18 protein-coding genes are annotated in these 21577 nt (G+C 72.9%); 13 read left to right on the forward strand and 5 right to left on the reverse strand.

Features of this window, described 5'->3' with window-relative positions; all coding sequences use genetic code 11:
• Positions 1-11 precede the first annotated feature (11 nt).
• Positions 12-980, reverse strand: a complete 969-nt coding sequence (gene speB, locus DRB89_RS02860) for an agmatinase (RefSeq protein ID WP_112447159.1) — start codon at positions 978-980, stop codon at positions 12-14.
• 127 nt (positions 981-1107) lie between these two features.
• Here speB and DRB89_RS02865 point away from each other — a divergent pair, with 127 nt between their 5' ends.
• From DRB89_RS02865 to DRB89_RS02885, 5 genes are all read left to right on the forward strand, one after another.
• On the forward strand, positions 1108-2637 hold the full coding sequence (locus tag DRB89_RS02865) for a PucR family transcriptional regulator (protein WP_112463196.1): 1530 nt from the start codon (positions 1108-1110) through the stop codon (positions 2635-2637).
• 132 nt (positions 2638-2769) lie between these two features.
• On the forward strand, positions 2770-4044 hold the full coding sequence (locus DRB89_RS02870) for a hypothetical protein (RefSeq protein WP_162688453.1): 1275 nt from the start codon (positions 2770-2772) through the stop codon (positions 4042-4044).
• 209 nt (positions 4045-4253) lie between these two features.
• Positions 4254-5411, forward strand: a complete 1158-nt coding sequence (locus tag DRB89_RS02875) for an acyl-CoA dehydrogenase family protein (protein ID WP_112451729.1) — start codon at positions 4254-4256, stop codon at positions 5409-5411.
• A 19-nt stretch (positions 5412-5430) separates the two neighbouring features.
• The gene (gene tesB, locus DRB89_RS02880) at positions 5431-6309 is read left to right on the forward strand and encodes an acyl-CoA thioesterase II (RefSeq protein WP_112451728.1); all 879 of its coding nucleotides are present in this window, start codon (positions 5431-5433) and stop codon (positions 6307-6309) included.
• Between the two features lie 27 nt (positions 6310-6336).
• Entirely contained in the window at positions 6337-7296 is a 960-nt protein-coding gene (locus tag DRB89_RS02885) for a cation diffusion facilitator family transporter (protein ID WP_112451727.1), read from the forward strand.
• 58 nt (positions 7297-7354) lie between these two features.
• On the opposite strand, the gene DRB89_RS02890 is transcribed toward DRB89_RS02885, so the two are convergent.
• Both DRB89_RS02890 and DRB89_RS02895 read right to left on the reverse strand, forming a co-directional pair.
• Entirely contained in the window at positions 7355-8167 is an 813-nt protein-coding gene (locus DRB89_RS02890) for a phosphatase (RefSeq protein WP_112451726.1), read from the reverse strand.
• A gap of 56 nt (positions 8168-8223) precedes the next feature.
• A complete protein-coding gene (locus DRB89_RS02895; protein WP_112451725.1) occupies positions 8224-8802 on the reverse strand; it encodes a TetR/AcrR family transcriptional regulator in 579 nt (192 codons plus the stop codon).
• A 100-nt stretch (positions 8803-8902) separates the two neighbouring features.
• Here DRB89_RS02895 and DRB89_RS02900 point away from each other — a divergent pair, with 100 nt between their 5' ends.
• The 5 genes from DRB89_RS02900 to DRB89_RS02920 all read left to right on the forward strand — a co-directional run bounded on the left by DRB89_RS02900 (position 8903) and on the right by DRB89_RS02920 (position 15958).
• Positions 8903-10519 (forward strand): carboxyl transferase domain-containing protein, encoded by a 1617-nt coding sequence (locus DRB89_RS02900; protein ID WP_112451724.1) that lies wholly within the window; start codon positions 8903-8905, stop codon positions 10517-10519.
• Positions 10520-10542: 23 nt separating this feature from the next.
• Positions 10543-12627, forward strand: coding sequence for a biotin carboxylase N-terminal domain-containing protein (locus DRB89_RS02905; protein WP_112463197.1), 2085 nt, complete (start codon positions 10543-10545; stop codon positions 12625-12627).
• 11 nt (positions 12628-12638) lie between these two features.
• The gene (locus tag DRB89_RS02910) at positions 12639-13556 is read left to right on the forward strand and encodes a hydroxymethylglutaryl-CoA lyase (protein WP_112453632.1); all 918 of its coding nucleotides are present in this window, start codon (positions 12639-12641) and stop codon (positions 13554-13556) included.
• Between the two features lie 8 nt (positions 13557-13564).
• Entirely contained in the window at positions 13565-14725 is a 1161-nt protein-coding gene (locus tag DRB89_RS02915) for an acyl-CoA dehydrogenase family protein (protein ID WP_112450009.1), read from the forward strand.
• Positions 14726-14923: 198 nt separating this feature from the next.
• Positions 14924-15958 carry an ABC transporter substrate-binding protein gene (locus DRB89_RS02920; protein ID WP_112450008.1) on the forward strand — a complete coding sequence of 345 codons (1035 nt, stop codon included), beginning with the start codon at positions 14924-14926 and terminating at the stop codon, positions 15956-15958.
• Between the two features lie 64 nt (positions 15959-16022).
• Here the strand turns inward: DRB89_RS02920 and DRB89_RS02925 are convergent, their stop codons facing one another.
• Entirely contained in the window at positions 16023-17615 is a 1593-nt protein-coding gene (locus DRB89_RS02925; protein ID WP_112463840.1) for a beta-N-acetylhexosaminidase, read from the reverse strand.
• A 63-nt stretch (positions 17616-17678) separates the two neighbouring features.
• On the opposite strand from DRB89_RS02925, the gene DRB89_RS02930 reads away from it, so the two are divergent.
• From DRB89_RS02930 to glmS, 3 genes are all read left to right on the forward strand, one after another.
• Positions 17679-18611, forward strand: coding sequence for a DUF4429 domain-containing protein (locus DRB89_RS02930; protein WP_112450007.1), 933 nt, complete (start codon positions 17679-17681; stop codon positions 18609-18611).
• 107 nt (positions 18612-18718) lie between these two features.
• Positions 18719-18994, forward strand: a complete 276-nt coding sequence (locus DRB89_RS02935) for a hypothetical protein (RefSeq protein ID WP_112450006.1) — start codon at positions 18719-18721, stop codon at positions 18992-18994.
• A 62-nt stretch (positions 18995-19056) separates the two neighbouring features.
• A complete protein-coding gene (glmS, locus tag DRB89_RS02940; protein WP_112450005.1) occupies positions 19057-20874 on the forward strand; it encodes a glutamine--fructose-6-phosphate transaminase (isomerizing) in 1818 nt (605 codons plus the stop codon).
• An 83-nt stretch (positions 20875-20957) separates the two neighbouring features.
• On the opposite strand, the gene DRB89_RS02945 is transcribed toward glmS, so the two are convergent.
• Positions 20958-21524 (reverse strand): GPR1/FUN34/YaaH family transporter, encoded by a 567-nt coding sequence (locus DRB89_RS02945; RefSeq protein WP_112450004.1) that lies wholly within the window; start codon positions 21522-21524, stop codon positions 20958-20960.
• Between the last annotated feature and the right edge of the window lie 53 nt (positions 21525-21577).

A 21577-nucleotide genomic window follows, 5' to 3' on the forward strand; every position in this document is an offset into this window, starting at 1 on the left:
GCGCGCTGTGCCTAATTGGCGCCGCGTGCCGCAGCGATCTGACGGCTCATGATCGTGGTCAGCTCGTACGCGGTGTGCGAGGCCGCGACCGAGGTGATCTCCGCGTGATCGTACGCCGGGGCCACCTCGACGACGTCCGCCGAAACCAGGTTGCAGGAGGAGAGGCCTCGGATGATCTCCAGCAGCTCGCGCGAGGTCATGCCGCCGGCCTCCGGCGTGCCCGTACCGGGCGCGTGCGCCGGGTCCAGCACGTCGATGTCGATCGAGATGTACAGCGGGCGGTCGCCGATGCGCTGGCGCAGCTGGTCCGCGACCTCGTCGGCGCCGCGCCGGTAGACGTCGGCCGAGGTGACGATGCCGAAGCCCATCTTGGCGTCGTCGTCCAGGTCCTGCTTGCCGTACAGCGGGCCGCGGGTGCCGACGTGGGACAGCGCCTCCGTGTCGAGGATGCCCTCCTCGACGGCGCGGCGGAACGGCGTGCCGTGCGTGTACTCGGCGCCGAAGTAGGTGTCCCAGGTGTCCAGGTGCGCGTCGAAGTGGAGCAGGGCCACCGGACCGTGCTTCTTGGCGACGGAGCGCAGCAGCGGGAGCGCGATGGTGTGGTCGCCGCCGAGGGTCATCAGGCGGGAGCCGTTGCCGATCAGCTCGTCGGCCGCGGCCTCGATCGTGTCGACGGCCTCGTTGATGTTGAAGGGGTTCGCCGCGATGTCACCGGCGTCCGCCACCTGCGCCAGCGCGAAGGGGGAGGCGTCCTGCGCGGGGTTGTACGGGCGCAGCAGGCGCGAGGCCTCGCGGATGGCGTTGCCGCCGAAGCGGGCGCCGGGGCGGTAGGAGACGCCCGAGTCGAAGGGCACGCCGACGACGGCCACGTCCGCCTTGCCGCCGACCTCGTCCAGGCGGGGCAGCCGGGCGAAGGTCGCGGGGCCCGCGTAGCGCGGGATGCGGGAGGAGTCGACGGGGCCGCGCGGCTGCGTGCTCATGAGGGGGTGCCCTTCTGGAGGTACTGCGGGTTCCTGCGGGTGCGGTGCTTCGAGCGTAAGCCGACACCCGGGAGGCGCGAAGTGTACGTTTCATCCATCTGGCTCCCCTGATGTGTACGGAGTATCCATGGAAGCCCCTCCCACCCCGCCGGTGGCGCTCGGCAGGCTGCTGGCCGACCACGAGCTGGGGCTGCGGCACCTGGCCGGGCCGGCCGAGGGCGAGGTGCACGGCGTGCACGCCTCGGAGATGGCGGACCCGTCGCCGTACCTGCTGGGTGGCGAGCTGCTGCTGACGGCCGGCGCGGGGCTCGCGGGGGCGGACCGGGAGGGCGGGGGCACGGACGCCGGGGAGTACGTCTCCCGGCTGGTCCGGGCCGGGACCGCGGCCCTCGGCTTCGGCGTGACCCCGGTGCACGAGACCGTGCCGCGGTCCCTCGTCGAGGCCTGTGCCCGCCACGGGCTGCCCCTGGTCGAGGTGCCGCCCGGGACCCCGTTCACGGCGGTCGGCCGGAGCGTCTGGCGGCTGATGGCGCGGGCCCGCACCGCCGAGCTCCGCCGGGTCACCGAGGCCCAGCAGTCGCTGGCCGCGGCCGCCGCCCGCCCGGACCCGGTCCCGGCGGTCCTGCGCCGACTGGCCGCCGCCCTGGGCGGCTGGGCCGGACTGCTCCCCACCGACCCGGCGCGGCCCCCGGGGGCCGCCGCGCCGGATCCCGGCCCCGCGCCCGCCGCGCCCGCCGCGCCTTCCGGACCCTCCGGACCCTCCGGACCCTCCGCGCTCCCCGGCCCCGCGCCCGCCGACCCCGGTGTCCACGCCGGGCCCCTGCCCGGCCCCGAGGTGCTGGCCGCGCTCGCCGCGCTCGCCCGCCGCGTGGCGCCCGGCTCCGCGGCCACCGCCACCGCCGCGCACGGCGAGCTCCACCTCGCCGCCCATGCCCTGGGCGACGGCCGGGCCCTCGCCCTGGCCACGCCTTCGCGGGCCCCCGGGGACCACACCGTCGCCTCGGTGGCGGCCGTGCTGCTGACCCTGCTCACCCGCCGCCCGGCCGGGGCGCAGGCCGCCGCGCTGACCCGGCTGCTGCTCGGCGCGGCTCCGGGCGAAGCGGTCGGCCCCGGGCCCTGGTACGCCGTCCACGCCCGGGGCTCCGGGGATCCGCAGGCCCTGGCGGCGGCGCTGGGCACCGTACTGCTGGACCCGCGCGAGGACGGCGTACGCCTGCTCACCGACCGGGATCCGGCCCCGCAGCCCGGCTGGCGGCTGGGGGTGAGCGCGGCGGCGGCGCCCGACGCCCTGCCCGGCGCCGACGCGCAGGCCGGCCGGGCCCTGGAGCGCGCCGAGGCGGCCCGCACCCCGATGGCCCGGCACACGGACCCCGGCTTCGCGGGCCTGGTCGGCGAGGCCGAGGCGCGCGCCCACGCCGAAGCCCTGCTCGGGCCCCTCTCCCCCGTCCTGCGCGACACCCTGCGCGCCTGGCTGGCCCACCACGGCAGCTGGGACCGCGCGGCGGCCGCGCTCGGCGTCCACCGCAACACCGTCCGCCAGCGCGTCGCCCGCGCCGCCGGCCTGCTGGGCACCGACCTCGACGACCCGGACACCCGGATGGAGCTGTGGTTCGCCCTGCGCCGGTCGGCCGCTCCGCCGGAAGCGCCCTCCGGCTGACGCCGGCCCCCCGGGGTCAGCGGCGCCCGCCCGATGTCCGGATCCGATCTGTCCGCCGCTGTCCATTACGGCAAGGATGTCCCCCGACCAGTCAGCTCTCGCATCTCGCACGCTGTCGATCCGGGGGGATCCATGGGAACGAGAACGATGCGCAACGGCCTCACGGCGGCGGGGAGTTTCCTCGCCGCGCTCACCCTGGCCGCTCCCGTACTCGCCACTCCGGCGGGAGCCGCTCAGGCGGTGGCCGCTCAGACGGGGGCCGCTCAGACGGGGGCCGCTCAGGAGGCGGTCGCCGCACGCTGCAAGCCGTCCGTCCAGGTACTGGGGAAGCTGCCCCGCGCGGACGATCCGCATCCGAGCCCGTGGGTGCGCCGGACCGAGGTCACCGCCATCGCGCCCGGGTCCTCGCGGCTGGCCGTCGGCAGGAGCGGGGCCGCCCCGGCCTACTGGGTCGGGACGGAGGTTTTCGCCGTACCGCTGCCGCCCGGCTCGAACGGCGCGGGCCGGGTGCTGGGCGTCAACCGGCACGGCCTCATGGTCGGCGAGGTGGTCTTCACGGACGCGGGCGCACGGGCCTTCAGCTACCAGGCGGGCGCGGCCGCCGTCACGCTGCTGCCGGGCGGGGACTCGGCCGTCGGCGTCAACAACCGGGGCGTGATCGTCGGCAGGTTCCGGGACGAGGCCCGCGGGCAGACCGTCGGCGTGCGGTGGTCGGCCGGCGGCCGGGTCCGCCGCGAGCTGCCCGCGCCCGCCGGATCCACCGTCACCCTCATGTCCGCCGTGAACAACGCCGGGCAGATCACCGGGAACGCCTACGTCCCCTCCGGCCCGTTCAACTACGGCCGGGGCGCCCACTGGCCCGCCGACCCGGCCGCCGCCCCCTCGCTGCTCGCGACCGGCGGCGTCCCGACGGACGGCTACACGGCCTTGGCGATGGACGAGTCCGGCCGGACCGTCGGCCGCCACCGGCCCGACGGCGGCGGCCAGGAGCACGGGGTCGTGTGGAGCACCCCCGGCGGCGCTCCCGTCGACGCGCCGCCGGCCTCCGGCTCCGTGGGCAGCAGCTTCGAGGACATCAGCCCGGCCGGCGGGGTCACGGTCGGCGTGGCCGACTTCTCCTACCCCTACCCCGGCTACCCGGACCTGCCCGCGTCCATGGCGGAGTACTGGACGGGCAGCGGCCCGATGCGCGTCCTGCCCGGGATCGGCGGCGTCCAGAACTACAGCACCGCGTACGCGGCCTCGGACGACGACCGGGTCGGCGGCGCCGCCCAGGACGCCGGGGGCGTGGTCCATCCGGTGATCTGGACGTGCGCCTCCCGGCAGGCGTACGCGCTGCCCGGCGCCCCCGGGCCCCGGCCGCAGCCGGTGTCCACGGCGGGGCGGGAGGGAGCGGCCGGGCGGTAGACCCCGCCGCGTACAGCTCGAAGCCGCCCGTACGCCTCGAAGCCGCCCGGCCGTCGCACGCGGCCGGGCGGCCGTCGCGCTGCCGTGTGGCGACCCTCTCCCCGCGATCCCGGCTGCATCTCTGGACAGAATCGACAACTCGCCGGTAACTTAATCTGAGCAAGCGCTTAGATTGGGGCGGCTGACTGCCGCGACGAAGGGAGTCGGCCGTGCGCCGTACGGTGTTCAACGAGGACCACGAGGCGTTCCGCGAGACCATCCGCGCCTTCATCGAGGCCGAGGTCGTCCCGGTCTACGACGAGTGGTTCGCGGCCGGCCAGGCCCCGCGCGAGTTCTACTACAAGCTCGGCGACCTGGGCGTCTTCGGCATCAACGTGCCCGAGGAGTTCGGCGGCGCGGGCCTGGACACGCACAAGTTCGAGGCCGTCCTCTACGAGGAGACCTCGCGCGCGGGCGTGAACTTCGGCGGTTCCGGCGTGCACGTGCTGCTCGCCCTCCCCTACATCAAGATGCTCTCCACGGACGAGCAGAAGAAGCGCTACCTGCCGAAGTTCGTCACCGGCGAGGAGATGTGGGCCCTCGCGATGACCGAGCCGGGCACCGGCTCCGACGTCGCGGGCATGAAGACCACCGCGAAGCTCTCCGAGGACGGCACGCACTACGTCCTCAACGGCTCCAAGACCTTCATCACGGGCGGCGTCCACGCCGACCGCGTCATCGTCTGCGCCCGCACCTCCTCCCCGCGCGAGGACGACCGCCGCTTCGGCATCTCCCTCTTCGCCGTGGACACCAAGTCCGAGGGCTACTCGATCGGCCGCAAGCTGGACAAGCTGGGCCTGCGCACCTCCGACACCGCCGAGCTGGCGTTCGTCGACGTGAAGGTGCCCGTCGAGGACCTCATGGGCGAGGAGAACAAGGGCTTCCACTACCTCGGCGCCAACCTGCCGTCCGAACGCTGGGGCATCGCCTTCGGCGCGTACGCCCAGGCCAAGGCGGCCGTCCGGTTCGCCCAGCAGTACGTCACGGACCGCACCGTCTTCGGCAAGCCGGTCGCGCACTTCCAGAACACCAAGTTCGAACTGGCCTCCTGCCAGGCCGAGGTGGACGCGGCCGAGGCCGTCGCCGACCGCGCCCTGGAAGCCCTGGACGCCGGTGAGCTCACCGCCGCCGAGGCCGCGTCCGCGAAGCTGTTCTGCACCGAGGTCGCGCACCGCGTCATCGACAAGTGCCTCCAGCTGCACGGCGGCTACGGCTACATGAACGAGTACCCGATCGCCCGCCTGTACGCCGACAACCGCGTGAACCGCATCTACGGCGGCACCAGCGAGGTCATGAAGTCCATCATCGCCAAGTCGATGGGCCTGTAGGGCACCTAGCCTTACCCCCATGAACGAGGCACTGACGACGCTCCTCGACCTGCTCGATCTGGAGCAGATCGAGGAGAACATCTTCCGCGGTACCAGCCGCTCGGCGCTGGTACCGCGGGTCTTCGGCGGCCAGGTCGCGGCCCAGGCCCTGGTCGCCGCCGGCCGCACCGTGCCCGAGGACCGCACCGCGCACTCGCTGCACTCGTACTTCCTGCGCGCCGGCGACCCCGGCGCGCCGATCGTCTACTCGGTCGACCGGATCCGCGACGGGCGCTCCTTCACCACCCGCCGGGTCGTCGCCGTCCAGCACGGGCAGCCGATCTTCCACCTCTCCGCGTCCTTCCAGACGTACGAGGAGGGCCTCGACCACCAGGCCGCGATGCCGGACGCGCCCGATCCGGAGACCCTGCCGACGGCCGCCGAGTCGCTCCCGCTCTACCGCGAGATCTTCCGCGACCCCGGCACGGTGGAGCGGCTGATCGACGCGCGCGCGGCCGTGGACCTGCGGTACGCGACGGTCCCGCCCTGGGGCAGCGTCGGCGAGCCCGTCGAACCGCGCTCGCAGGTGTGGTTCCGTACCGCCGGCAAGCTCGACAGCGCCGATCCGCTGCTCCACACCTGCCTGGCCACGTACGTCTCCGACATGACCCTGCTCGACTCGGTGCTGCTCGCGCACGGCCGCGGCGGCTGGGCGGTGGGCGACGTGGTCGGCGCCTCCCTGGACCACGCGATGTGGTTCCACCGGCCGTTCCGCGCCGACGAGTGGCTGCTGTACGACCAGGAGTCGCCCTCGGCGGCCGCGGGCCGGGGACTGGGCCAGGCCCGGATCTGGACCCAGGACGGCCGGCTGGCCGTGACGGTCATCCAGGAGGGCGTGGTGCGCGTCCCGCGCGCGTAACGGGGCCGTCCGACGTACCGTCACTTCATGTCCAGCAGTGGCGCGAACGAAGAAGAGAGCGTCGGCACGGTCATCGTGGCCGTGGTCACGAACCTCGGCATCGCCGCCGCCAAGGCGGTCGGCGGGGTCATCAGCGGATCGAGCGCGATGCTCTCCGAGGCCGCGCACTCGGTGGCCGACACCGTCACCGAGGTGATGCTGCTGGCCTCCCTCAAGCGCAGCGCGAAGCCGGCCGACGAGGCGCACCCGCTGGGCTACGGGCCCGAGCGGTACATCTGGGCGCTGCTGGCCTCGATCGCCACCTTCGTCGGGGGCGCGGTGTTCGCGATCTACGACGGCATCCACACGCTGGTCCACGGGGAGGACCCGGGGAACCCGACGGTGTCCTACGTGATCCTCGCCGTCGCCGCCCTGCTGGAGGGCTACTCGCTGCTGGTCGCCTGGCGGCAGGTCAAGGGCGAGGCCGAGCGGATGCGGGCGCCGCTGGGACTGTACGTGAAACACACCCCGGACACGGCGGTGAAGGCCGTCCTGCTGGAGAACGTGGCCGCGCTGATCGGCCTGGCGCTGGCGGCGGGCGGCCTGCTGGGCGCCCAGCTCACCGGGTCGGGCGCGTACGACGGGGTGGCCTCGCTGCTGATCGGGCTGCTGCTGGTGTGGGTGGCGTGGGAGCTGGGCCGCTCGAACGCGCGGTACCTGATCGGGCGGCCGCTGCCGGCCGCGATGCGGGCGGAGGTACGGGAGGAGCTCCTGTCGGTGCCGCACATCGAGGCGGTGCTGGAGCTGACCACGCTGGTGCAGGGGCCGGCGGAGGTGCTGATCGCGGCGAAGATCGACTTCCACGACCTGGCGTCCGCCGCGCAGGTGGAGGCGGCGTGCGAGGTCGCCGAGGCGCAGCTCCGGGAGCGCTTCCCGGCGGTCCGCCGGGTCTACCTGGACCCGACGCCGACGCCCACGCCGCCGCCGGCCGGCCCCGCCGGCGTGTGAGGCGCGGGGGGCCGGGGGCCGGTCCCCGGCAGCGGCGGCGCACCGCGCGAGCGGCGCGTCAGGAAGGGAGCAGGCCCGCCGCGTCCAGGAGGTAGGCCACCATCGGGTCGTAGAACCGCGGGTCGCGGACGTGGTCGTCCAGCGGAACCGCCACCTGGAGGGTGCCCTCGGCCTCCGCCAGGAACAGCGCCGGATCGTTGCAGTCCGCGTACCCCACGGCATCCAGCCCGCGCTGCGCCGCGCAGCCCGCCCAGCCGTGGTCGGCGACGACCAGGTCGGGCTGGGGGCGGCCGTGCGCGGCCAGGCCGTCCAGGATCGCCGCCATCGGCTCCGGGGAGTGCGTGTGCCACAGCGTCGCGCCGCGCTCCAGGACGGCGACGTCCGCGAACTGCCACACCGAGCCCTCGTCCGCCGTCAGGCCCCGCGGGATCACCACGATCTCGCAGCCCGCCGCGCGCAGCGCGTCGGCCGTGGCCCGGTGGACGTCCAGCAGGCCGCCCGGGTGCCCGGTGGCCAGCAGCACCCTCTGCCGGTCGAGCGCGGCCTTGCGCAGCCGTGCCGCCAGCCGGTCCAGGCCGGCCACGGTGAGTTCGGGGTCGATGGTGTCCTGGCCGAAGCGGTACGCGGCGTCGTCCACGACCCCGCAGCGCTCCGCCATCACCGCGAGCACGTCCTGCTCGTCGCTCCAGCGGTCGCCCAGTTCCAGGCCCAGCCAGTAGTGCCGGTCGCCGTTGGCGAGCTTGCGGTAGTGGGACAGGTTGTTGTCGCGCGGGGTCGCCACGTCCCCCGCGATCCGCGTCCGGACCAGGTGGTCGATGAGTTCGGCGCGGCTGGGGACAGGCGTCTCTATCGGCTTCGGCATACGGCCCATTCTGCCGCCGCGCGGGCGCAGCCGTCCGCTCCATCCCGATCGGCGGACACGCGGCCTCATCCCGACAGCGCCCCGAACGCCCCGTTCGCGAGCCTGCGCAGCAGCGACTCCGTCGCGTCCCGGCCCAGGGCGGCCAGGTGCGGGGTGGAGTTCAGCAGGCCGAAGACCGCGTGGACGCAGACGCGCACCTCCGCCTCGCCCACCTCGGGGTGCAGTTCCCGTACGACGTCGACCCACAGCTCCACGTACTGCCGCTGGAGCTGCCGTACGAGCTTGCGGTCGGCCTCGCGCAGCCGGTCGAGCTCCCGGTCGTGGAGGGTGATCAGCGCCCGGTCGTCGAGCGCGAAGTCGATGTGGCCCTCGATGAGGGAGGCCAGTACGCCGGACGGGTCGCCGGCGGCCTCCTCCGTACGCCGGCGGCCGCCGGTCAGCAGCCGTTCGCTGATGCCGACGAGCAGTTCGGCGAGCATGGCGTCCTTGCCCGCGAAGTGCCGGTACAGGCCGGGGCCGCTGATGCCCACGGCGGCCCCTATCTCGTCCACGCCGACGCCGTGGAAGCCGCGCGCGGCGAAGAGGCGGGCAGCCTCGCTGAGGATCTGCTCGCGACGGGTCGGGGCGGCCGCTCTGGTGCTCATGGGAATCCATTCTAGACAGGGCCGTTAGCGGTCGTTAACCTAAGTCCCACATGCGTTAACGCTCATTAACAAGCGTGTACCGAGCAAGGGAGCTCGACCGATGCAGCAGGCACCAGTGCTGACGAGCGCCGCCGACCCGGCGTCCGATGCCTGGCGGGCCAACGAGGCCGCCCACCGCGAGCTCGCCGAGGGCCTGCGCGCCCGGCTGGAGGCGGCCCGGCTCGGCGGCGGGGAGAAGGCCCGCGCCCGCCACACCGCCCGCGGAAAGCTGCTCCCGCGCGACCGCGTGGACGCCCTCCTCGACCCCGGGTCCCCCTTCCTGGAGCTGGCCCCGCTGGCCGCCGAGGGGATGTACGGGGGCTCGGCGCCGGCCGCGGGCGTGATCGCCGGCATCGGCCGGGTCAGCGGCCGCGAGTGCGTGATCGTCGCGAACGACGCCACCGTCAAGGGCGGCACGTACTACCCGATGACCGTCAAGAAGCACCTGCGCGCCCAGGAAGTGGCCCTGGAGAATCGTCTCCCCTGCCTCTACCTCGTCGACTCCGGCGGCGCCTTCCTCCCCATGCAGGACGAGGTCTTCCCCGACCGGGACCACTTCGGCCGCATCTTCTACAACCAGGCCCGCATGTCGGGGGCCGGCATCCCGCAGATCGCCGCCGTCCTCGGCTCCTGCACGGCGGGCGGCGCGTACGTCCCCGCGATGAGCGACGAGGCCGTCATCGTGCGCGGTCAGGGCACCATCTTCCTCGGCGGCCCGCCGCTGGTGAAGGCCGCCACCGGAGAGGTCGTCACGGCCGAGGAGCTGGGCGGCGGCGAGGTCCACTCCCGGACCTCCGGCGTCACCGACCACCTCGCGGAGGACGACGCGCACGCGCTGCGGATCGTACGGAACATCGTGGCGACCCTGCCCGACCGCGGGGCCCTGCCCTGGTCGGTGGAGGCGCCCGAGGAACCCAAGGTGGACCCGTACGGGCTCTACGGCGCGGTCCCGGTCGACTCCCGCACCCCCTACGACGCCCGCGAGATCATCGCCCGGATCACGGACGGCTCCCGGTTCCAGGAGTTCAAGGCCGAGTTCGGGCAGACCTTGGTCACCGGCTTCGCCCGGATCCACGGCCACCCGGTCGGGATCGTCGCCAACAACGGCATCCTGTTCTCCGAATCGGCCCAGAAGGGCGCGCACTTCATCGAACTGTGCGACCAGCGCGGCATCCCGCTCCTCTTCCTCCAGAACATCTCCGGCTTCATGGTCGGCCGGGACTACGAGGCCGGCGGCATCGCCAAGCACGGCGCCAAGATGGTCACGGCCGTGGCCTGCACCCGGGTCCCGAAGCTGACGGTCGTGGTCGGCGGCAGCTACGGCGCCGGCAACTACTCCATGTGCGGGCGCGCCTATTCACCGCGCTTCCTGTGGATGTGGCCCAACGCCAAGATCTCCGTGATGGGCGGCGAGCAGGCCGCTTCGGTCCTGGCGACGGTCAAGCGGGACCAGATCGAGGGCGCGGGCCAGGAGTGGCCCGCCGAGGATGAGGAGGCCTTCAAGGCCCCGGTCCGGGCGCAGTACGAGACGCAGGGCAACGCCTACTACGCGACGGCCCGGCTGTGGGACGACGGGGTCATCGACCCGATGGAGACCCGGCAGGTGCTGGGACTGGCCCTGACCGCGTGCGCGAACGCCCCGCTGGGCGATCGCGGCTTCGGCATCTTCCGCATGTGACGTGTGATGTGAGGACCTCACTGATGTTCAGCACTGTTCTGGTCGCCAACCGGGGCGAGATCGCGGTCCGGGTCATCCGCACCCTGCGAGAGCTCGGCATCCGCTCCGTCGCCGTCTTCAGCGACGCGGACGCGGACGCCCGGCACGTACGCGAGGCCGACACGGCCGTACGGATCGGCCCGGCGGCCGCGGCCGAGAGCTACCTGTCCGTGGAGCGGCTCCTGGACGCCGCCCGGCGCACGGGCGCCGAGGCCGTCCACCCCGGCTACGGCTTCCTCGCGGAGAACGCGGCCTTCGCCGCCGCGTGCGCGCAGGCGGGCCTGGCCTTCATCGGGCCGCCGGCTTCCGCGATCTCCCTGATGGGCGACAAGATCCGCGCGAAGGAGACGGTGAAGGCGGCGGGCGTGCCCGTGGTCCCCGGCTCATCGGGCAGCGGGCTGTCGGACGCCGAACTGGTCGCCGCGGCCGAGAAGATCGGCATGCCGGTGCTGCTGAAGCCCTCGGCGGGCGGCGGCGGCAAGGGCATGCGGCTGGTCCGGGAGCCCGGGCTGCTGGGCGAGGAGATCGCGGCGGCACGGCGCGAGGCGCGCTCCTCCTTCGGGGACGACACGCTGCTCGTGGAGCGCTGGGTGGACCGGCCCCGGCACATCGAGATCCAGGTGCTGGCGGACGCCCACGGGAACGTGGTGCACCTCGGCGAGCGCGAGTGCTCGCTCCAGCGGCGCCACCAGAAGGTGATCGAGGAGGCCCCCTCGGTCCTGCTGACGCCGGAGCTGCGGGAGTCGATGGGCGCGGCGGCCGTGGAGGCGGCGCGCTCGTGCGGCTACGTCGGCGCGGGCACGGTGGAGTTCATCGTGCCGGGCTCCGACCCGTCCTCGTACTACTTCATGGAGATGAACACCCGCCTCCAGGTCGAGCACCCGGTGACGGAGCTGGTCACCGGGCTGGACCTGGTCGAGCAGCAGCTGCGGGTGGCGGCGGGCGCGGAGCTGGGCTTCGACCAGTCGGAGGTCCGGCTGACGGGCCACGCGATCGAGGCCCGCGTCTGCGCGGAAGATCCGGCGCGGGGGTTCCTGCCCTCCGGGGGCAGGGTGCTGGCCCTGTCCGAGCCCTCGGGCGGCTCCGTCCGTACGGACTCCGGGCTGACGGCAGGCGTCGACACCGGGTCCACGTACGACCCGATGCTTTCGAAGGTCATCGCCTACGGTCCCGACCGGGCCAGTGCGCTGCGCTTGCTGCGGGGGGCTCTGGCGGACACGGTGATCCTGGGGGTCCAGACCAACACGGGCTTCCTGCGCCGCCTGCTGGCCCACCCGGACGTGGTGTCCGGGGACCTGGACACGGGCCTGGTCGAGCGGGACCTCGCCGAGCTCCTCCCGGACGGCATCCCGGACGAGGTGTACGCGGCTGCTGCGCTGCTGGCCGGGGCTTCTTTCCCCCACCCCGCCCCTTCCCGAAACCGGGGCTCCGCCCCGGACCCCGGTCCTCGAACGCCGGACGGGCCGAAGAGGTGGGTCGACCCGTTCGACTCCGCCAACGGCTGGCGCCTCGGCGGGACGCCCGCCTGGACGGTCCACCACTTCCGCCTCCCGGGCCAGGACCCGGTCACGATCCGCACCCGGCCGTCCGGTTCTGACACAGAACTGCTCCTCGCACCTGCACTCGACGGCGACGCCCCCAGCGCACCGGCCCGGGGACGGATCGTCGAGCTGACCTCCGATCGGCTCACGGTCGAACTCGACGGGGTCACCCACCGGTTCAGCCACGCCACCTCCCCGGAGGGGACCTGGCTCGGGCGCGACGGCGACTCCTGGCACGTCCAGGACCACGACCCCGTGGCAGCAGCCCTCAGCGGCCGGGGGCACACCGGCGCCGGAACCCTCGCCGCGCCGATGCCCGGCACCGTCACCGTCGTCAAGGTGGCCGTGGGGGACACGGTCATCGCCGGGCAGAGCCTGCTCGTCGTCGAGGCCATGAAGATGGAGCACGTCATCTCCGCCCCGCACGCCGGCACCGTCACCGAAATCGACGTCACCCCCGGCACCACCGTCGCCATGGACCAGGTCCTGGCCGTGGTCACCCCCGCGACCGAGGAGGAGGCCAAGTGAACGGGCTGCCCATGACCGTCCCCGCGGCCGGACTCCCGGCGCGCGTCCGCATCCACGAGGTCGGCGCCCGCGACGGGCTGCAGAACGAGAAGACGGCCGTCCCCACCGCCGTCAAGGCCGAGTTCGTCCACCGGCTGGCCGCCGCCGGGCTCACCACCATCGAGGCCACCAGCTTCGTGCACCCCAAGTGGGTCCCCCAGCTGGCCGACGCCGAGGAACTGTTCCCGCTCCTCGCCGACGTGAAGGCCGCGCTGCCCGTCCTCGTGCCCAACGAGCGCGGCCTCGACCGCGCGCTCGCGCTCGGTGCCACCCGTATCGCCGTGTTCGGTTCGGCCACCGAGACCTTCGCCTCGCGCAACCTCAACCGCACCGTCGCCGAGTCCCTCGCCATGTTCGAGCCCGTCGTGGCCCGGGCCAAGGAGCACGGGGCGCACGTGCGCGGCTATCTCTCGATGTGCTTCGGCGACCCCTGGGAGGGGCCGGTCCCGGTCCACCAGGTGGTCGGCGTCGCCAAGGCCCTGCTCGACCTCGGCTGTGACGAGCTGAGCCTCGGCGACACCATCGGCGTCGCCACCCCGGGACACGTGCGGACCCTCCTCTCCGCGCTCAACGAGGAGGGCGTCGGCACCGACCGGATCGGCGTGCACTTCCACGACACCTACGGCCAGGCCCTGTCCAACACCCTCGCCGCGCTCCAGCACGGCGTGACCACCGTCGACGCCTCCGCCGGCGGCCTCGGCGGATGCCCGTACGCCAAGAGCGCCACCGGCAATCTCGCGACCGAGGACCTCGTCTGGATGCTCGACGGCCTCGGCGTCGAGACCGGGGTCGATCTGGCCGCCCTCACCGCCACGAGCGTGTGGATGGCCGAGCGGTTGGGGCGACCCAGCCCCTCCCGTACCGTCCGCGCCCTCTCCCACAAGGAGTAACGAAGACCATGGCCCTCGACCACCGGCTCACCCCCGAGCACGAGGAACTCCGCCGCACCGTCGAGGCGTTCGCGCACGATGTCGTGGCACCGAAGATCGGCGACCTGTACGAGCGGCACGAGTTCCCGTACGAGATCGTCGCCGAGATGGGCCGCATGGGCCTGTTCGGCCTGCCCTTCCCCGAGGAGTACGGCGGCATGGGCGGCGACTACCTCGCCCTCGGCATCGCCCTGGAGGAGCTCGCCCGCGTCGACTCCTCGGTCGCCATCACCCTGGAGGCGGGCGTCTCGCTGGGCGCGATGCCCCTCTACCTCTTCGGCACCGAGGAGCAGAAGCGGCAGTGGCTGCCGAAGATGTGCTCCGGGGAGGTCCTGGGCGCCTTCGGCCTGACCGAGCCCGGCGCGGGCTCCGACGCGGGCGGCACCCGCACGACCGCCGTCCGGGACGGCGACGAGTGGGTCATCAACGGCTCCAAGTGCTTCATCACCAACTCCGGTACGGACATCACCGGTCTGGTCACCGTCACCGCCGTGACGGGCCGCAAGGCGGGCGGCCGCCCCGAGATCTCCTCGATCATCGTCCCGTCCGGCACCCCCGGCTTCACGGTGGCCGCCCCGTACTCCAAGGTGGGCTGGAACTCCTCGGACACCCGCGAACTGGCCTTCCAGGACGTACGGGTCCCGCTCGCCAACCTGGTCGGCGAGGAGGGCCGCGGTTACGCCCAGTTCCTGCGGATCCTCGACGAGGGCCGCATCGCCATCTCGGCGCTCGCCACCGGGCTCGCGCAGGGCTGCGTGGACGAGTCGGTCAAGTACGCGAAGGAGCGGCACGCCTTCGGCAAGGCGATCGGCGACAACCAGGCCATCCAGTTCAAGCTGGCGGACATGGAGATGCGCGCGCACATGGCCCGGATCGGCTGGCGCGACGCGGCCTCCCGGCTCGTGGCCGGAGAGCCGTTCAAGAAGGAGGCGGCCATCGCGAAGCTGTACTCCTCGACGGTGGCCGTCGACAACGCGCGCGACGCCACGCAGATCCACGGCGGCTACGGGTTCATGAACGAGTACCCGGTGGCCCGCATGTGGCGCGATTCGAAGATCCTGGAGATCGGCGAGGGCACGAGCGAGGTGCAGCGCATGCTGATCGCCCGTGAACTGGGGCTCTCCGCCTGACCGACGGCCGTGCGCACACCGCAAGTCCGCAGTTCACAGTTCGCCGTTCACAGTTCGCCGTTCGCCGTTCGCGGACCGCGGACCGCGGACGAGGGGGCCCCGAGCACTCGGGGCCCCTCACCACGTTCAGGTAAGGTTAGGCTAACTTTCCTTCGACGGCTCCACCGCCACCTCGCACGCATGAAAGCGGACACTGCCATGCCCAGATCCCGATCCTCCCTCCTCACCCGCCGCGGCCTCATCGCGGCAGGCGGCGCCCTCGGCCTGGTCGCCGCGCTCACCGCCTGCGGCGGCAACGGCTCCGCGAAGGACGGATCGGGCGACAAGGGCACGGGCTCGGGTTCCTGGAGCTTCCAGGACGACCTCTCCCAGCAGCCCCTGACCGCGAAGTCGAGGCCGAAGAACATCGTCGCCTTCACCGGCACCGCCGCCGCGCTGTACGACTACGGCGTCAAGGTCAAGGGCGTCTTCGGTCCGACGAAGACCGCCGACGGCAAGCCCGACGTCCAGGCCGGTTCGATGGACATCTCCAAGGTCGAGATCCTCGGCAACGTCTACGACGAGTTCAACGTCGAGAAGTACGCCGCGCTCCAGCCCGACCTGCTGGTCACCAACACCTGGGACGGCACGTACTGGTACGTGCCGGAGGCCTCCAAGGACAAGATCTTCAAGCTCGCCCCGGCCGCCGCGGTCAGCGTGGGCCGCGACGTCTCGATGGACAAGGCCCTGGCCCGCACCGCGGCCCTCGCCGAGTCCCTGGGCGCCGACCTGAACTCCAAGAAGGCCGTCGACGGCAAGGCCCGCTTCGAGGCGGCCTCCGCGAAGCTCCGCGAGGCCACCAAGGCGAACCCGGGCATCAAGGTGCTCGTCGGCTCCGGCTCCGCCGACCTGTTCTACATCTCCACCCCCGACACCTCCGCCGACCTGAAGTACTTCCAGTCGCTCGGCGTCGAGTTCGTCACCCCGGAGACGACGGACGAGGGCGGCTTCTTCGAGAGCCTCAGCTGGGAGAACGCCGGCAAGTACAAGGCCGACGTCGTCCTCCTCGACAACCGCACCGGCACCCTCCAGCCGACCGAGCTGAAGGCCAAGCCGACCTGGGCCGAGCTGCCCGCCGTCAAGGCCGGCCAGGTCACCCCCCGCGTGACCGAGCCGATCTACTCGTACGAGAAGTGCGCGCAGATCCTGGAAGACCTCGCGAAGGCCCTCCAGAACGCCAAGAAGACCGGCTGACCGACTGGCCGGCTGACCCCGGCCCGACCCGGCCCCGGCAGCGGCCGCGGCGCTCCGGGCCGCGCTACGACCAGGGCACGTCCGGGGCCCGGTGGTAGTTGACGTCCTGGGCGTCGAGGCGCGGGCCCTGGGCCGCCAGGCGCAGCCGGTAGGAGTCCCAGTCGCGGGCCGCGGCCGGGGACCAGCCCAGCTCCGCCAGGCCCAGCACCCTCGGGAAGGCCAGGAGCTCGAGGTCGAGGCGGGTCGCGACCGTCTCGGTCCACAGCGGCGCCTCCACGCCCAGGACCGCGGACTCCGGGAGCCCACCGGCCAGGTAGCTCCCCGGGTCCCAGTCGTAGGCCCTGCGCACCGGCACGTACCCCGCCCAGGCCAGCCCCGGCTTCGTCGCCTTGTCGTACTTCATGTCCAGGTACAGCCGGTCCGCCGGGGACAGGATCACCGGGTTCCCCGCCTTGGCCGCCGCGACGACGGCCGCCTTCTCCGGCGCCGGGGTGCGGTCGTGTCCCCAGTACTGGAGCACCGCGCCCCCGGCCGGACGGGCCGTCGCCAGCTGGTGCCAGGCCACCACCGTCTTGCCGTGCTTCGCCACCACCGCCTGCGCCCGGTCCATGAAGGCCGCGTAGTCCGCCGCCGGCGTGGAGTGCGCCTCGTCGCCGCCGATGTGCAGGTACGTGCCCGGGGTCAGCTCCGCGAGCTCGCCCAGCACCTGGTCGATGAACTCGTAGGTCCGCTCCTCGCCGACGCACAGCGAGCTGAAGCCGACCTTGATCCCGGTGTAGGGCTCGCGCGCCTTGCCGTCGCAGTTCAGCTCCGCGTAGGCGGCCTGCGCCGCGTTCACGTGCCCCGGCATGTCGATCTCCGGGACCACGTCCACGTACCGCTCCCCCGCGTAGGCCACCAGCTCCCGGTAGTCGTCCTTCGTCCAGTGGCCGCCGGGCCCGCCGCCGACCTCGCCGGCGCCCCCGACCTGCGCGAGCCGCGGCCAGGAGTCGATCGCGATGCGCCACCCCTGGTCGTCGGTCAGGTGCAGGTGCAGGGTGTTGACCTTGTACTGGGCGAGCTGGTCCACGTACCTCTTCACCTGCTCCACCGTGAAGAAGTGGCGGGCGATGTCGAGCATCGCCCCCCGGTACGCGAAGCGCGGCGCGTCGGTGACCGTCCCGCCCGGCACCGTCCCCGGGCCGGACACCGGCAGCAGCTGGCGCAGCGTCTGGCCGGCGTGGAAGAGCCCGGCGGGCGTGCGGGCGGTGAGCGTGACCCCGCCGGGTCGGGACTCCAGCCGGTACCCCTCCCCCCCCGCGTCCTCGGCCGCCCCGTCGAGCCTGAGGCGGATCCCGTCGCCCTCGGCGCCGTCCACCACGGGCAGCGGCAGCCCGCTGGGCCCCCGCAGCTGCTCGGCGAGGAGTTCGCCGACCTTGCGGACCTCCTCGTCGCCGGTCGGGCCGGTACGGATGACCGTGCCCGGCCCGAAGGCGTACCCCGGGCCTTCGGCGTGCGCGGAGGCGGGCGCCGGCAGGAGCCGTTCGTAGGGGGCGAGCGCGGCGGGGGGTTCGTCGCCGGGCCGGGCGTCGTCGCCGCGGGCGGCGGTGCAGGAGGCGGCCGCGGGGACGGCGGCGAGGACGAGGAGGGCGGCGAGGGTGCGTCGCGGGACTCTCATGCGCACAGGTATAGGCCAACTGGGCCCGGAAGGAGGGCGTTCGGGCGGTGCGAGAATCCGAGGATGGCGGAAATCATCCAGAAGGACGGCACATGGACCTTCGACGGGGACGCGGTGCGCATCGTGCCGGGCCGCGACAAGGGGGTGGGACTGCTGCGCCAGACGCTCGGCGAGGTGGTCGTGCCGCTGCGCGCGCTGGCCGGAGTCTCCTACGAACCGGGGCGCAAGGCGGGCCGGCTGCGCCTGCGGCTGCGTGACGGCGCCGACCCGCTGCTCCAGGTGACGGGCGGGCGGCTGCCGGAGGCCTCCGATCCGTACCGGCTGACCGTGGAGTCGGACCGGTCGGGGGTGGCGGAGTACTTCGTGGACGAGGTGCGCAACGCCCTGCTGCTGGACCAGGTGGACCCCGGGCCCGCGGACTCCTACCTGGTGCCCGGCCCCGCCGTGCCGATCACGGTCGGCGCGGGCGACGGGACGGTGGCCTTCGACGGGGACCGGGTGTCGCTGGACTGGAACTGGACGACGGAGGAGGCCAAACGATCCGGCGGCGCGCGCGAGTTCCGGGTCGCGGACCTGCGGTCGGTGGAGTGGGCTCCGTCACGGGGGCTGGAGAACGGGTGGATCCGCTTCGTCCTGGCCGGTGCCCCGCAGAGCGCCGCACCGAAGTACGACCCGCACACGGTGGAGCTGTTCGGCTTCAAGAAGGACCCGCTGATGGCGCTGGTCGCGGCGGCCGTGGCCGTACGCATGCCGCACCCGGCGGCGCCCGATCCCGGCCCCGGTCCGGATCTCGGTCCCGGTTCGGGGTCCGAGCCGAAGCAGGCCCTGGCGGCCGCCCCGGCCGCCGGTCCCGCGGCGGAGCCGGCCGTGGCCGGGGCGGCGGACCACGACGCCCTGCTGCGGCGGCTGCGCGAGCTCGGAGAGCTGCACCAGGCGGGCATCCTCACGGCCGAGGAGTTCGCCACGGCGAAAGCGGCAGTTTTGGGACGTTTCTGATCAACCAAGACCGGAATTGACCACTCCGTTGGTCCAGACCAGCATGATCCTGCCCGATTTCGGGCAGGATCTTTGCGTTCTGCGGCTCTGACCGCCAATATCGACGGATGCCCGACCACCGCCCGTCGCACGACGACCTCGTCGACCACTTGGTGCGCAGCACCTCGCTCCAGCGGGGCGAGGCCGCCCGAGTGGTTCTCGACGTGCTCGCATACTTCGACGAGAGCACCGAGGAGTTCGTCCGCCGCCGCCACCGTGAGCTCCAGTCCGGCGGCGCGGTCAACGCGGACATCTTCGAGCGGATCGCGGCCGAACTGCCGCACCGCGCCGTGGCGCCCCCGGAGCTCTCGCTCCGGCAGCTGCGCCGCATCGTCTACGGCTGACCGGCCACGGCGGGGCGGGCAGTGGCAAAAGAGCATTCGAACTCCAGGAGGGGAAAGACCTTATGTGCGGAATCGTGGGTTACATCGGCAAGCGTGACGTGGCACCGCTGCTGCTGGAGGGCCTGCAGCGACTGGAGTACCGCGGCTACGACTCCGCGGGCATCGTCGTCAACAGCCCGAAGGCCGCGACCCTGAAGGTCGTCAAGGCCAAGGGCCGCGTACGCGAGCTGGAGTCCCGGGTGCCCAAGCGCTTCGCCGGCACCACGGGCATCGCCCACACCCGCTGGGCCACCCACGGCGCCCCGAGCGACATCAACTCCCACCCGCACCTGGACGCCGACAACAAGGTCGCCGTCGTCCACAACGGCATCGTCGACAACGCCTCCGAGCTGCGCGCCAAGCTGGAGGCCGACGGGGTCGTCTTCCTCTCGGAGACCGACACCGAGGTGCTCGTGCACCTGATCTCCCGCGCCCAGGCCGACACCCTGGAGGAGAAGGTCCGCGAGGCGCTGAAGGTCGTCGAGGGCACCTACGGCATCGCCGTCATGCACGCCGACTTCTCCGACCGCATCGTCGTGGCCCGCAACGGCTCCCCCGTCGTCCTCGGCATCGGCGAGAAGGAGATGTTCGTCGCCTCGGACATCGCCGCGCTCGTCGCCCACACCCGCCAGATCGTCACCCTCGACGACGGCGAGATGGCGACCCTGAAGGCCGACGACTTCCGGACCTACACCACCTCCGGCACGACGACCACCGCCACGCCCGAGACCGTGGAGTGGGAGGCCGCCTCCTACGACATGGGCGGCCACGACACGTACATGCACAAGGAGATCTCCGAGCAGGCGGACGCGGTCGACCGCGTCCTGCGCGGCCGGATCGACGACCGCTTCAACACCGTCCACCTGGGCGGCCTGAACCTGGACCCGCGCGAGGCGCGCGGCATCCGCCGGGTCAAGATCCTGGGCTGCGGCACCTCGTACCACGCCGGCCTGATCGGCGCCGGTCTCATCGAGAGCCTGGCCCGGATCCCCGCCGACGCCGAGCCGGCCTCCGAGTTCCGCTACCGCAACCCGGTCGTGGACCCCGACACCCTCTACATCGCGGTCTCCCAGTCCGGTGAGACCTACGACGTGCTGGCGGCCGTGCAGGAGCTCAAGCGCAAGGGCGCCCGCGTCCTCGGCGTGGTCAACGTGGTCGGCTCCGCGATCGCCCGCGCGGCCGACGGCGGCGTGTACGTGCACGCCGGCCCCGAGGTCTGCGTCGTCTCCACCAAGTGCTTCACCAACACGGTCGTGGCCTTCGCGCTGCTCGCCGTGCACCTGGGCCGCATCCGCGACCTGTCCGTCACCGACGGCAAGCGGATCATCGACGGCCTGCGCAAGCTGCCCGCGCAGATCCAGGAGATCCTCGACGGCGAGGAGGACATCAAGACGCTGGCCGCCGAGTACGCCGAGGCCAAGTCGATGATGTTCATCGGCCGCGTCCGGGGCTACCCGGTGGCCCTGGAGGCCTCCCTGAAGCTCAAGGAGATCTCCTACATCCACGCCGAGGCCTACCCGGCCTCCGAGCTCAAGCACGGCCCGCTCGCCCTGATCGAGCCGTCGCTGCCGACGGTCGCGATCGTCCCGGACGACGACCTGCTGGAGAAGAACCGCGCGGCGCTGGAGGAGATCAAGGCCCGCAGCGGCCGGATCCTGGCCGTCGCCCACACCAAGCAGGAGAAGGCCGACCACACCATCCTCGTGCCCAAGAACGAGGACGAGCTGGACCCGATCCTGATGGGCATCCCGCTGCAGCTGCTGGCGTACCACACCGCCCTGGCCCTGGGCCGGGACATCGACAAGCCGCGCAACCTGGCGAAGTCCGTCACCGTCGAGTAGCCGACCCGCACGTGAGCGAGGCCGGCACGCGTGAGGCCCCCGGTGGGTACCGGGGGCCTCACGTGAGCTGCGTGCCGGGTTCCTCAGCTCGCGGCGACCGCGCCGCGCGAGCCCTTGCCGACCGCCATCGGCCAGCTCGCCAGGGCCGCGGTGGCCCCGTACCAGGCCAGCAGTCCGGACAGTGCCGCCACCCAGCCGGCCGCCTTGGCCAGCCCGTCGGTCTCGGCGAAGGTGCCTATCGCCAGGAGTACGAGCGAGAGGGTGAACAGGCCGTACACGCCCTGGCCGAACAGTCCGCCCGAGGCCGCGGCGGTGAGGGTCAGCGCGAGCATGGCGAACAGGACGAGGAACAGTCCGGCCGCGTGTGCCGAAACCTTTCCGTCGGCGCCGTTGGCCCAGGTGAACCAGAAGGCTCCGAGACCCGCGAAGGCCGTGCCGTTGAAGCCGTTGCCGCCGCGGTATTCGAGGATCCCGAGGACGAACAGGGCGAGGCCGCCGAGGAAGGTCGCGAGCGACACGGAGTTGGCCACGGTCACACCGCCGATGATCCCGGTGTGGCCGATACCGAACGCGAGAAGGGTGAGACCCAGGGCGATGTGCCCGAGGGTCGAAGTCGAGGCCGTGCTTCCCGCAGAGACACCATTGTCCACGGCGGGCTCCCTTCGATCTGCAGTTGTTTGCTGCGTCCCAGCAGCCTTTATCT

Source organism: Streptomyces sp. ICC4, assembly GCF_003287915.1.
Classification (GTDB): domain Bacteria; phylum Actinomycetota; class Actinomycetes; order Streptomycetales; family Streptomycetaceae; genus Streptomyces; species Streptomyces tritrimontium.